The organism is Kibdelosporangium phytohabitans (assembly GCF_001302585.1).
Taxonomy (GTDB): Bacteria; Actinomycetota; Actinomycetes; order Mycobacteriales; family Pseudonocardiaceae; genus Kibdelosporangium; species Kibdelosporangium phytohabitans.
On sequence record NZ_CP012752.1, the window covers coordinates 1,646,466 to 1,659,809 of the forward strand.

The 13,344-nt window shown below is 67.0% G+C and carries 8 protein-coding genes; 6 read left to right on the top strand and 2 right to left on the bottom strand.

From position 1 onward, the window contains the following. The first annotated feature begins 119 nt into the window (after positions 1 to 119). From lysX to AOZ06_RS07540, 5 genes are all read left to right on the top strand, one after another. On the top strand, positions 120 to 3,374 hold the full coding sequence (gene lysX, locus AOZ06_RS07520; RefSeq protein ID WP_054288766.1) for a bifunctional lysylphosphatidylglycerol synthetase/lysine--tRNA ligase LysX: 3,255 nt from the start codon (positions 120 to 122) through the stop codon (positions 3,372 to 3,374). An 83-nt stretch (positions 3,375 to 3,457) separates the two neighbouring features. Next, positions 3,458 to 4,405: a glycoside hydrolase family 6 protein gene (locus tag AOZ06_RS07525; RefSeq protein ID WP_054288767.1), complete on the top strand. Its 948-nt coding sequence runs from the start codon at positions 3,458 to 3,460 to the stop codon at positions 4,403 to 4,405. Positions 4,406 to 4,480: 75 nt separating this feature from the next. Next, positions 4,481 to 4,876, top strand: coding sequence for a YbaB/EbfC family nucleoid-associated protein (locus AOZ06_RS07530; RefSeq protein ID WP_157232886.1), 396 nt, complete (start codon positions 4,481 to 4,483; stop codon positions 4,874 to 4,876). After that, the gene (locus tag AOZ06_RS07535) at positions 4,873 to 5,178 is read left to right on the top strand and encodes a hypothetical protein (protein ID WP_054288769.1); all 306 of its coding nucleotides are present in this window, start codon (positions 4,873 to 4,875) and stop codon (positions 5,176 to 5,178) included. Before AOZ06_RS07530 ends, AOZ06_RS07535 begins: the two co-directional genes overlap by 4 nt. Beyond that, entirely contained in the window at positions 5,171 to 5,881 is a 711-nt protein-coding gene (locus tag AOZ06_RS07540) for an EspA/EspE family type VII secretion system effector (RefSeq protein ID WP_157232887.1), read from the top strand. Before AOZ06_RS07535 ends, AOZ06_RS07540 begins: the two co-directional genes overlap by 8 nt. 1,444 nt (positions 5,882 to 7,325) lie before the next feature. Here the strand turns inward: AOZ06_RS07540 and AOZ06_RS07545 are convergent. Then, positions 7,326 to 9,041, bottom strand: coding sequence for an NAD+ synthase (locus tag AOZ06_RS07545; RefSeq protein ID WP_054288771.1), 1,716 nt, complete (start codon positions 9,039 to 9,041; stop codon positions 7,326 to 7,328). A 254-nt stretch (positions 9,042 to 9,295) separates the two neighbouring features. Then, positions 9,296 to 11,632, bottom strand: a complete 2,337-nt coding sequence (gene secA2, locus AOZ06_RS07550; RefSeq protein ID WP_054296485.1) for an accessory Sec system translocase SecA2 — start codon at positions 11,630 to 11,632, stop codon at positions 9,296 to 9,298. 153 nt (positions 11,633 to 11,785) lie between these two features. On the opposite strand from secA2, the gene AOZ06_RS07555 reads away from it, so the two are divergent. After that, positions 11,786 to 13,342, top strand: coding sequence for an alpha/beta hydrolase (locus AOZ06_RS07555; RefSeq protein ID WP_054288772.1), 1,557 nt, complete (start codon positions 11,786 to 11,788; stop codon positions 13,340 to 13,342). Positions 13,343 to 13,344 lie beyond the last annotated feature (2 nt).

Consider the following 13,344-nt stretch of genomic DNA (forward strand, 5'->3'; position numbering starts at 1 on the left):
TTGTCCTCGAGGCCCGTGTGCGGGTCCCCGGGTTGGCTGGGGCTCTACGTGTACGAGGGTGACAGCCGCGGCGCTGGTTCGCAGGTGGGTGGGAGGGAAGTCACAGGGTCGCAGGGGCCATGATCTGGGGCGTGGGCAAGCACAGAGCAGCTGGCATCGTGGCGACGATTGTGCAGGTCGGCGCGTTTCTCTCGGTGTTCTTCGTCCTGACGGACGTCGACAGCGAGGTTCGCTGGTACGTGGGTTTCGCCTCGTGGATGGTGGGCCTGCCGGTCGACGAGAACCTGTTCATCTCGGTCGTGCTGCTGGTGCTCGGCGCGGCGCTGCGGCGCCGGAAACGGGCCGCGCTGTGGACGCTGGTCGTGTTCGAGGTCGGCTCGGTCCTGACCGATCTCGTCTACCTGCTCACCCTGGAGGAGGATCCCGACCTCGCCGTCGACATCGGCGAGGTCACGACCCTGCTGGTGGTCGCCGTCGCGGTCGAGCTGGCGATCATCCTGGTCCTGCTCAGGCTGAGGCCGTCGTTCCCCGCCCAGATCGCGCCCGGCGCGGTGCGCAGGTCCGTGGCGATCCTGCTGGTCGGGCTGGCCGCGGTGACGGTCGCAGGCTGGATACTGACCGGGCCGTTCCCCGGCTCGCTGCGGGAGGTCTGGGAGAAGCTGGTCTGGGCGGGCAATCACACCACGGGTGAGCTGCTGCAACTCCGCCCGCTGGGCATCGGCCGGGGCCCCGGCTGGCTGGGCACCCTGCTGGACGTCCTCGGCGCGCTTGTCGCGGTCGTCGCCGTCTACAGGTTCTTCCGTGGCGTGCGCAGCATGCGGCACCTCGCGCCGGACGAGGAACTCAAGGTCAGGGAGCTGCTCGCGGAGTACGGCGAACGCGACTCGCTCGGCTACTTCGCCACCCGGCGGGACAAGAGCGTGGTGTTCGCGCCGAACGGGCGCGCGGCGGTGACGTATCGCGTGCTGGGCGGTGTCAGCGTCGCGAGTGGTGATCCGGTCGGTGATCCGGAGGCGTGGCGCCAGGCCGTCGACATGTGGCTGGTCGAGGCACATCGGTACGGGTGGGCCAGCGGTGTGCTCGGTGCCAGCGAGGACGGCGCGAAGGTCTACACGGCGGCGGGCCTCAAGGCGCTGGAGATCGGTGACGAGGCCATTTTGGACGTTCGGCAGTTCACGTTGTCCGGGCCGGAACGCAGGTCCGTGCGGCAGGCCGTGAACAGGATCGAACGCGCCGGGTACACGTGCACGGTCCGCCGGCACTCCGAGATCCCCGAGCCGGAGATGGAGACGCTGCGCAGCGCCGCCCAGCACTGGCGCGGTGCGCAGACCGAGCGAGGGTTCTCCATGGCGCTCGGGCGGCTCGGTGACCCAGCGGACGGCCGGTGCGTCATGGTGGAGGCGTACGACCTCGCGGGCCGGTTGCGGGGGTTGTTGTCGTTCGTGCCGTGGGGCAGGCGCGGGTTGTCGCTCGACCTGATGCGCCGTGACCGCGACGCGGGCAACGGGCTCAACGAGTTCATGCTCAACGCGGTCATCGAGGCGAGCGGAAAGCTCGGCGCGCAACGGATCTCGCTGAACTTCGCGATGTTCCGCGCGGTGTTCGAAGGCGGCGAGCGGATCGGCGCCGGGCCGGTCCTGCGGGCGTGGCGGGGGATCCTCGGCGTGTTCTCCCGTTTCCTGCAGCTCGAGTCGCTGTACCGGTCCAACGCGAAGTACGGCCCCGACTGGGAACCGCGTTTCCTGTGCTACTCGCGGACCAGGCGGTTGCCGAAGGTCGGCATCGTCGCGGGCGCGCTGGAGGGCTTCCTGCCGACGCTGCAGCGCCGCAGCGGCCTGCGTGCCGAACCGGTCGACGACCAGTTCGTTGGCCGGGTTCGTGAGATCGACGAGCTCGCCGCCAAGGCCAAGCCGAGGCAGGCGCGGCGGCCGGAGCAGGTCCGGGTGCGGATCGCGAAGCTGGAACGGCTCCGCGCAGCCGGTTACGACCCCTACCCGCCCGGATTCGACCGGGACACCCGGCTTTCCGCTGTCGTTGAGCGGTTTCCGGCGCTGCCACCGGACACCCGCACCGGGCAGCACGTGCGGATCGCGGGCCGGGTGATCGCCAGCCGCGACCTCGGTGGCCTGTGTTTCGTGCGGCTGCGCGACTTCGGCGGCGAACTCCAGGTCATGCTGACCGGGCCCGCCTTGCACGACTGGCGGTCGCTGGTCGACCTCGGCGACCACGTCGGCGTCAGCGGCGAGGTGGTCACGTCCAGGCGCGGCGAGCTGTCCGTGCTCGCGGACGAGTGGACGGTCACCGCGAAGTGCCTGCATCCGTTGCCGGACAAACGAAAAGGCCTGTCCGACCCGGAGACGAGGGTCCGCCAGCGGTACCTGGACCTGGTGGTCAACCCGGAGTCGGCCGCCATGCTCAAGCTGCGCTCCACGGTGGTCAGGGCATTGCGGGAGACGTTGCACGACAAGGACTTCCTCGAAGTCGAGACGCCGATGCTGCAGACCGTGCACGGCGGTGCCAACGCGCGCCCGTTCGTCACCCACATCAACGCGTACGACATGCGGATGTATCTGCGGATCGCGCCGGAGCTCTATCTGAAGCGGCTGTGCGTCGCAGGCGTCGAGCGGGTTTTCGAACTGAACCGGAACTTCCGCAACGAAGGCGTCGACGCCAGCCACAATCCGGAGTTCACCATGCTGGAGGCCTACCAGGCCTACGCGGACTACAGCACAATGCGAGTCCTGACTCAGAAACTCGTGCAGCGGGCGGCGCGTGCCGCGTATGGCGCGGAGATCGTACGGCGGGGTGGCGAGGAGTTCGACATCTCCGGGGATTGGCCGGTCGTCAGCGTGCACCAAGCCGTTTCCGGCGCGCTGGGCGAGGAAATCACTCCGGACACCCCGGTACGTGAGCTGAAAGGCCTGCTCGCGAAAGCGGGGATCGTGCTCGACGACGAACTGGGCCACGGCCATCTGGTGCAGAAGGCGTACGAATACCTGGTGGAGGGCGACACGGTCGAGCCGACCTTCTACACCGATTTCCCGACCGAGACGTCCCCGCTGACCAGGCGGCACCGGGTCGAGCAGCGGGTCGCCGAGCGCTGGGACCTGGTGGCGTTCGGCAGTGAGATCGGTACGGCGTACACCGAACTGACCGATCCGATCGAACAGCGCGAAAGGCTGGAGGCCCAGTCGCTGCGGGCGGCCAGCGGTGACGTGGAAGCGATGGAACTGGACGAGGATTTCCTGCGCGCGCTGGAACACGGCATGCCGCCGACCGGTGGAATGGGGCTGGGGGTCGACCGGCTGCTGATGATGTTGACCGGCGCGTCGATCCGGCAGACGGTTCTTTTTCCCTTCGCCCGTCCCCGTTGAGTTATTTCCGCACGGCTGCTTGAATGCCCGGGAGCGCTCCCAGAACCCTGCCTCATGATCTCGATGACGAGAGAGGAGCAGCCATGCGTCGGATTCTGCCTGCCGTCTTCACGGCCGCGTTGGCGTTGTCCCCGATCCACATCGCACACGCCGCGGCCGACCCGGTCGGGATGACCAGCGGTTTCTACGTCGACCCGAATTCCAACCCGGCGAACTGGGTCCGTGCCAACGGCTCGGACGCCCGCGCGAGCCGTATCCAGGCTTCGATCGCGAGCAAGCCGATGGCCAGGTGGTTCGGGTCGTGGAGCGGCGACATCCGGGCCGCGGTCAGCAGTTTCGTGGTCGCGGCGGACGCCGCCGACAAACTTCCCGTGCTGGTCGCGTACAACATCCCCGGCCGGGACGCCTGCGGCGGCCACTCCGGTGGCGGCGCCGGGACGCCCGAGGCGTACCGGGCGTGGATTTCCGCGTTCGCGACCGGCCTGGGCAACCGGCCCGCGGTGGTGATCCTCGAACCGGACTCCTTGGCGGACTTCAACTGCATGGACGCCGGTGCGATCGCCACCCGGACCGGGATGATCAAGTACGCGACCGGGCAACTGCGGGACAAGGGCCTCAACACGTGGGCCTACCTTGACGCGGGCAACGCGCGCTGGGTCCCGGCCGCGACCATGGCGAGCCGGTTGGACAGCGCGGGCGTGCGCAACGTACGCGGCTACTCGATCAACGTGTCCAACTACTACACCACACCGGAGTCGGCGGACTACGGAAACGCTGTCAACGCGGCACTTCCCGGCTACCGCAAGACATTCGTGATCGACACCAGCCGCAACGGCAACGGATCCAACGGCGACTGGTGCAACCCGCCCGGTCGCAAACTCGGCAGCACGGCACAGGTCGGCGGACCGGCGGAACTGCTTGTCTGGGTGAAGGTTCCCGGCGATTCCGACGGATCGTGCGGGATCGGAGCGGGTGTCCCGGCCGGTCAGTTCAGCCCCGCCATCGCGATTCGACTGATCGACGGAACCTGATGACGGCAATTCAACCGTGGTGAAATCAGGCACGAGCGCATACCTTGGTACGCACCGAAACCAGGGGAGGTGCTCGTGCCTGGGGCCGACTGGGAACGACAGGTCGAGACGACCGCGACGGCATACCGGCGGATGAGCGAGCAGATCGGCCGGATACAGGTCAGCGCGGTCTCCCAGGACGGTGCGGTGCAGGTGGCGGTGTCCGCGTCCGGCGTGCTGACGGACCTGCGGCTGCCAGACCGGGCTCTCGCCGAAGAGATCATGGCGTGCATACGCAAGGCGCAGGCGGGAATTCCTGACAAGATGCGCACGGTGATGCTCGAAACCGTTGGCGCACAAGACCCGAACACCCACCTCGTGCTGGCTTCGGCCCGGGAGCGATTCCCGGACACGCACCGGGAGCAGCGACAGCCGGACAGCGGTGACTGGGACGAAAGGCCGGTCCTCGAAGACATCGGGGGACCGGCATGAGCGAGGGATACGAAGTCGTCCTAGGCGCGCTCGCGGCGCACGCCCGTCAGGTGAACGGCGTGGCGGACGAGATCCGGGGCGTGTCCGGGCACGCGGCCACGAAGCTCCCGTCCGACGCGCTCGGCGAGATCGGCCAACCGTTCACCGCACTGATGGATCAGCTTGTGGCAGCGGGAAACCGCGCACTCGAAGCCAGCGCGAACGCGGTGCACGCGACAGCCGCGGACATCGTGCGCAGCAAGGACGAACTGGGGTACCGGGAAAACGAAACCGGGCAGGGCTTCGGAGGTGTCGGTGGCTGACAACATCAGTGCGTTGTCCGCGTCGATGCGGCCGGTCGAGGTCTTGTCAGCGGCCGGGCTCGGTCAACTGGCCGGTCTGGTGATGCCGCTGCAGTCGGTGCTGGACCGGATGGCAGGCAACGCTTCCGGCGTCTACGCGTTCCTCGACGCATGGGTCACGGTGTCGAACCGGATAACGCAGATCCAGGCACAACTGGCACGAGCGGTGACGACTGGGACCGCGGGGTGGCGCGGTGAGGCCGCGGACCAGTACCGCATGCGTGCGGACAACATCGGCCGGTCGCTGACAGAGTTCGCGACCGCGGCACGTGAGGCGGCCGCGGTCGTGCAGCTGACAGCCGAGGTGGTGGGGCAGAGCCGGTCAGGCGCGAACGACCTGATCACCGACATGGTGCGGCGCCTGATCTCGCTGGTACGACACTTGATGGCGGTCGAAGGCGGGATGACGGCAACCGTGCTGGTGCAGGCAGGTGACCTGGTCAGCACGTTCGCCAAGCCGGTCGCGAACATCGAACGGCAAGCCCAGACCAGCCTGGCCAACGCGGTGAAACCGATCAACGACCTGATCACCACGCTGGGCACAGTCACCCGCCTTTGGGACAGTCACACGCGAGGCGGAGCCGTCCAGTCACACCAGTTCCAGACTGCCGACCTGCTCGAGCACGAACTCGTGCACGTCATCCAACAGCGCAAGGGCCGCTAACGCCTACCCCTGCAGCTTTCGCGGGCGCATCGGATGCTGCTCCGTGAATGCTGAACGCCTTGAGTGTGGGTTCCTGTTGTTGGCTCCTTTTTTGCTATGCCTTTGTTTTTGACCCTATGGTGGGTCGGGGCGGCGCCGATTTGACATGGGAACCCCCGGCGGTTGACGCTCATCGAGCGTAAAGGCGGAGCCCCTTGCAGTACCTATGGCGCGGCACTGTCCAAAGTGGCGAGGCTCTCCACACCCACAAGCTTACGGCCACTCCACCATGTAAATCGGCGCCGCGCTGCGGTTATCGGGGCTTTGGTGCTCGGACCTCTTTGCGGTCTTCTGGCTTTCTGAGCTTCAGGCTTCAGGCTTTTGGATTCTGGCTATTGTTCTCGGCCTCTGCTTCCCGAGGCGGGGGAAGCGGTAAGCAGGTATCGCCAGGAAGCATGCGCAAGATCTCGGAGAACTGGCTGGAACGCAACCAACACCGTATGACCAGCGCTGGTAGCCGCACATGGGGCTGGAAGCCGCACTCCAACGTAACCAGCAGCGCTGACGCAATCAGACATCATCCGTTAAAAACCCGGCACACGACGGCGAGCAGGCCATAGGTGGACACGCTTGCATACTCACCATGCACCCGCGCACAGTGCACGCCAACTACCCGCCAGTAGCAGCGCCACCCGGGCACTCGCTGACAGCAACGCAGGCCAAGTACCGGTCGACAGGAGCGTGAGCCGAGCACCTGCCAGCAACAGCGCCACCCGGGCACTCGCTGACAGCAACGCAGGCCAAGTACCGGTCGACAGGAGCGTAAGCCGAGCACCTGCCAGCAACAGCGCAGGCCGTGTCCGCTGACAGCAACGCGCAACCCGAGCACCTGCCAGCAGCAGCGCAAGCCAGCACCCGCAGCAGCGCGCCCGGACCCGTGTCCACCGGTGGGCCGACGTGCTTGGGTGTTGAATGTTGTATTCAGGTGGTGTGTGTTTTGAATGCTGCGTCGGGTTGTGGGTGCTAATGGGGCGTGGGCGAAGCCCTGAATACTGAATGCGCAGTAGCGCCAGGCTGCATAATGTCGTTGGTGAAGGCGCCTGCATGCTGAATGCAGAATTCAACATGCGCGGGCGCTGCTCGGTGTATGGGGTGAGATATGGCGCGCTCGCTGAATGCTGCGTCGAGAGTGGGGCGTGCGCCGATGCGTGGGAGTGAGGGTGTGTGGGCGCGGCGTGTGAACTGAGGGCCGCGTTGGGTGCGGCGTGCACACTGAATTCAGCATTCAGGGTGGCGTTTGATCGGTGCATCGGTGCATCGGTGCATCCGTGAATTGGTGGATTGGTGCGCCGGTGGATCGGTGGATTGGTGGTGTGGTGCACCGGTGCGCTGGGCGAGGTGAATGTGCTGAATGCCGCGTTGGCTGCGGAGGTGCGTGCAACCAACGCGGCATTCGATGCGGATGTCAGCCCTCGCGCCAGCCGCTGGTGATCGGAAGTCGCCGGTCCCGGCCGAACGCCTTAAGGCTGATCTTCGTACCCGGCGGATATTGGCGGCGTTTGTATTCCGCACGGTCCACCATTGTCAGCACCTTGTCGATCACCTCGGCTGAGAAGCCCCGCGCCAGCAGGTCCGATCGGCCGCGGTCGCTTTCGACGTACTCGTCGAGGATGTCGTCGAGCAACTCGTAGTCGGGCAGTGAGTCGGTGTCCAGCTGTCCGGGGCGCAGTTCGGCCGAGGGGGGCTTGGTGATCGAGTTCTCCGGGATCGGGGGAATCTCGCCGAGCTTCTCCGCTTCCGCGTTGCGCCATCTGGCCAGTTGCCACACGAGTGTCTTCGGTACGTCCTTGATCGGTGCGAATCCGCCGACGGCGTCGCCGTAGATCGTGGAGTAGCCGACTGCCAGCTCGGTCTTGTTGCCTGTGGCCAGCACCAGGTGGCCGTGCTGGTTCGACAGGCCCATCAGTGTCACGCCACGGCACCGCGCCTGCACGTTCTCTTCGGCGAGGCCGTTCAGGCCCAGCTGGTTGACGAACACGTCCACCATGGCGCCGATCGGCTGGACCTCGTAGTGCGAGCCGATCCGTTTGGCCAGGTCGGCCGCGTCGTCTTTGGAGTGTTCGGATGAGTACGACGACGGCATCGAGACGCCGTACACCGCCGATCCGCCGAGCGCGTCCGCTGCCAGGGCGGCGACCACGGCGGAGTCGATCCCGCCGGACATGCCGAACGTAACCGAGCGGAAGCCGTTCTTGTGCACGTAGTCGCGCAGCCCGGTGACGAGGGCGAACCAGACCTCGGCTTCTTCGGGCAGGGGTTCGGCGACGGGTGGGAGGGGGAGCGGTTCGTACGTGGGCACCGGGTCGGCCGACAAGGTGACGCGGCGGACCGTGAATTCGCCGACCTGGCCTTCGGTGCGTTCCCGGCCACCGGGAAAGGACATGTCTGTGATCAGGAGGTGTTCGACGAACTGGGGTGCGCGGGTCACCACTGAGCCGTCCGCGGAGACGATGATCGAGTCGCCGTCGAACACGAGCTCGTCCTGACCGCCGATGAGGTTCAGGTAGACGAGCGGCGCGCCTGCTTCCGCGGCCCGGCGCGCGACGAGGGGCAGCCGCTGGTCGTCTTTGTTCTTCTCGTACGGCGAAGCGTTGGGGGAGACAACGAGGTCGACGCCTGTCTGGCCGAGCGCCGTGATCGGGCCGCCGTCCTGCCAGAGGTCCTCGCAGATGACCATGCCGATCTCGACACCGTGCAGCTGGACGATGTCCAGCGTCTGGCCGGGTTTGTAGTACCTGCGCTCGTCGAACACGCCGTAGTTGGGCAGGTGGTGTTTGAACTGCGTCGCGGCGATCCTGCCTTCGTGGAGCACCGCGGCGGCGTTGCGCGGGCCGGCCTCGTCCGCGTCCAGATAGCCGACGTACACCGCCAACGCGCCGCAGCCGCTGTCCGCCAGGCGTGTCGCGAGCGACGCCAGCGCGGCCTTCGAGGCGTCGGTGAACGACTCGCGCAGCGCGAGGTCCTCGACCGGGTAGCCGGTCAGCGCCATCTCGGGGAACACCACGAGGTGTGCGCCCTGTTCAGCGGCTTTGCGTGTCCACTCGACGATCAGGTCGGCGTTCCCGGACAGGTCCCCGACCCGGGTGTTGACCTGAGCGGCGGCGATGCGCAGTTGGGGCATGGGCGCTATCCTCCCGCATGTTTTCGCCTCTGAGGCGGAAATGTGGCGCACGGATCATCGCAGATCTGGTCATGCTGCCACGCCGAAAGCAGCCCCGCGAGTGTCACCCGATAGGAGTTACCAGGAGAAACGAGAAGTAACCGAGCGCTCCGGTCCAACCGCGCCGAAGAGCTCAGTCCGCGACCGCTGTCAGCATGCCGTGGGAATGCGAGTGGCCCTCGCCGATCCGGCGAGGGCCACTGTGCTCACGCAGGTCAGCGTTCGGCTTTGACCTTCTTCACGTGCGCGCGGACCTTCTTGAGCGCCTGCTCGGCGTCGGAGTCCCACGGGTTGTCGTAGACCATGTAGGTCCACGTCGAAGTCGGCCGCTTGAGCCCGGCTTCTTCCAGTTCGGCGCCGTTCTCGCCGATCTTCACCGCGTCGAACGAGTCGATCGCCGTCTCGTGCGCCTCCGGCACGATCTGGTTGAACGCGGGCACGACCGCGCGGTGGAACTCGTCGATCGGTGTTTCCTTGGCCAGCGCGCGCAGGTGCACGGTTTCGCGCACGTCCGCGGTGTAGCCGAGGTGGTCGACCCAGCGGCGGTCCAGGTGGTACAGCACGATCTGCCGGGCCGCTTCGGCCACGAGTTCCTCGCCGAACTCCTCGACGAGCTCCTTGTGCCGTTCGGGCGCGTGCTTCTCGAAGAGTTTGTCCGCGACTTCGCTGTGCAGGATCTTGTCGCGGTGTTCCATGATGATGTCGCGCTGTTGCTCGACCAGCCGGGTGTAGCGCCAGGTGTTGCGGTGGATCTCCAGCTCGACGCCTTCGGCGACGCGCTGCGCGTGCGCCACGTACGCCCGTGCCGTCTTGTCCTTGATCAGGCCGTCCTCGCCGGGCGGCTCCTTGAACACGTGCAGCTGGACCTCGGGGGCGTACTGGACCAGCTGCTCGTCCTCCATGCTGGAGAAGAACACCGAGCCACCGGGGTCGCCCTGGCGTCCCGCGCGGCCTCGCAGCTGGTCGTCCAGGCGTGATGACGGGTAGTGCCCGGTGCCGATGACGTACAGGCCACCGAGCTCGGCCACCTTGTCGTGGTCGGCTTCGGTGTGGCCGCCGAGGCGGATGTCGGTTCCCCGGCCGGCCATCTGGGTGGAGACCGTGATCACGTTGTACGAGCCTGCCTCGGCCACGATCGCGGCTTCTTCCGCGTCGTTCTTGGCGTTCAGCACGACGCATTCCAGGTCGTTCTCGCCGAGCCGCTTGGCGATCCGCTCCGACTCGGCCACGTCCAGGGTGCCGACCAGGATCGGCCGCCCGCTCTCGTGGGTCTTGACGATCTCCTCGATGAGCGCGTCTTCCTTGGCGTCCTCGGTGGTGTAGAGCCTGGTCAGCTCGTCTTCGCGGACGCAGGGCTTGTTCGGCGCGATCACCGCGACTTCGAGCTTGTAGAACTCGCGCAGCTGTTCCGCGACCGCGACCGCCGTGCCGGTCATCCCCGCGACCTTGGGGTACCGGGCGATCAGGGCTTGGACGGTGATCGAGTCGAGCACTTCGCCGCTCTCGGTCGCCGCGACCGCCTCCTTGGCCTCGACGGCCGCCTGCAGGCCGTCCGGCCAGCGCTGGAGCGCCGCGATCCGGCCACGGGAGGTGTTGATCAGCTGGACCTTGTTGTCACGCACGATGTAGTCGACGTCCCGCTCCAGCAGCGCGTGCGCGTGCAGCGCGACGTTCACCGCGGCGACGTACGGGCTGTCCTCGGAGTACAGGTCCACGCCGCCGAGCGCCTTCTCCACGGCTTTCGCGCCGGACGGTGTCAGCCACGCGTTGCGGCCGTCCTCGTCCTTCTCGTAGTGCAGGCCCGCACGCAGGCGGCGCACGATCTCGGCCATGTCGGCGTCCCGCTCGACACCTTCGGCCGTTCCGGCCATCACCAGCGGCACCTTGGCCTCGTCGACCAGCACCGAGTCGGCTTCGTCGACCAGCGCGACCGTGGCCGGGCTGGGCACCTGGACCTGGTCTTCGGCCCTGGTCACCAGGCGGTCGCGCAGCAGGTCGAAGCCGATCTCGCTGACCGAGCCGTAGCAGACCTCGGAGAGGTACGCCTCGCGCCGGTGCTCGTTCGAGACCTTCTCGCCGACGTAGCCGACGCTCACGCCGAGCAGCTCGTACACCGGCCGCATCCACTCCGCGTCGCGTTTCGCGAGGTAGTCGTTGACCGAGATGACGTGCACGCGCTTGCCGCGCACGGCGAACCCGGCCGCGGTCAGCGCACCGGCGAGCGTCTTGCCCTCACCGGTCGCCATCTGCACGATGTGCCCGGACAGCATGCCCATGACGCCGACAAGCTGCACGTCGTAGGGGCGTTCGCCCAGCGCCCGTTTGGCCCCTTCGCGGGCCAACGCGCAGTACTCGATCAGCTCGTCGTCGGCGAGTTCCCGTTCCGAACCACGCAGCTTGGTGACCTTCTCGGTCAGCTCTTCGTCGCTGAGCTTCGCGATGACGTCCTCGCGATCAGCGATTTTGGGCAGCAGCGCTTCGTACTTGGTCAGCTCGACGGACGCAGGCCGCTCCAGGAGCCGGCGCAGCCGACCCTTGACCTTGGCGAGCATCGTGGCCACCAGGCACCTCCAGCATCACAGGGCACGTAACAGCCTTAACGCGACGGTGTTCACATCGAGTTCCGCCCGGCCCAGCATTCACCTCGATGGCAGTATCGGGGTGTGACACTGAGTGGCCGTATCTGGCGATTCTCCCTTGTATCCATGCTGGCCGCATCGGCTGCGGCCTGCACTTCGTCCACCGGAGCGCCCGTTGCTCAGCCGGTGACCGAACAACGGGGGCCGACGGGGACGGTACCCGCCGGATTGGCGACGTTCTACGGTCAGTCGCTCACTTGGGGTGATTGTGTCCCATTTGCCCGAACCAGCGACGACAAGAGCACTTTCAAGAGCCGGGACGCCCGCTGCGCCCGGTTGGCGGTGCCGCTCGACTACGGCAAGCCGGATGGCCCGGTCATCTCGCTCGGCCTGTTGCGCGTGGCCGCGACCGATCCTAGCCGCCGGATCGGCTCGCTGCTGATCAACCCGGGCGGTCCGGGGGCGTCCGGGCTGGCCACCGCGACCCGGCTGGCGACGCAGGCCAAGGACAGCGAGTTGCGCAAGCGGTTCGACTTCGTCGGGTTCGATCCGCGCGGCATCGGGTCCAGCGAGCCCGCGATCCGCTGTCTGACCGATCAGGAACGCGACACCGAACGAGCCGACGACGACGAGCTGGACGCCTCGCCGGAGGGCGTGGCGCGGGTGGAGGCCGAGCAGCGCGACTACGCGAACAAGTGCGTGCAGCGCACAGGTGACGGCGCCCAGCTCCTGGCCACTATGGGCACACGCGATGTCGTCAAGGACATGGACGTGCTGCGGTCGGTCCTGGGTGATGAGAAGCTGACCTATCTCGGTTACTCGTACGGCACGCGCCTCGGCACGACGTACGCCGAGACGTTCCCGAGGAACGTGCGTGCGCTGGTGCTGGACGGCGCGCTGGATCCCGAGCAGGACGTGGTCGACGAACTCGTGGCGCAGGGGGAGGGCTTCCAGAAGGCGTTCGACGCGTTCGCGGCGTGGTGCGTGCAGCGCGAGGACTGTGCGCTCGGGCGGTCGGCGGATCAGGTTCTGCCCACTTACTGGAACATCGTCCGGCCGTTGATCGACCGGCCGGTGGATCTCGGCGAAGGCGGGCGCAAGCTGTCCTATTCCGACGCGACCACCGCGGTGATCCAGGCGTTGTACGCGGAACAGCTGTGGGACACGCTCAACAAGGGCCTGGCCGATCTGAAACGCCAGCGGCCCCAGGCGTTGATGTTCCTCGCCGACACGTATTTCGAACGGGACAAGGAGGGCCACTACTCCACCACACAGGACGCGTTCACGGCCGTGCGTTGTGTCGACGATCCCCGTGTCACGGACAAAGCGCTTGTGCTCGAGGCGCAGCAGCGCTACAAGCAGGCGGCTCCGTTCCTAGACGACGGCCGCCCGGCCAGCCCGGCGTTGGACGCGTGTGCTTTCTGGCCGGTGCCCAACACATCGCAGCCGCACCTGCCCAATGTCCAAGGGTTGCCGCCGATCCTGGTCATCTCGACGACCGGGGACCCGGCCACGCCGTACCAGGCTGGCGTGAATCTGGCGAAGGCGCTCGGCGGTGTCGTGCTGACCTACGAGGCCACGCAGCACACCGCTTTTCTGCAGGGGAACGCGTGCGTGGACAACGCCGGTAGTGAATACCTGGTCGATTTGACCGTGCCGCAGGCCGGAATCAGGTGCGAGTAACG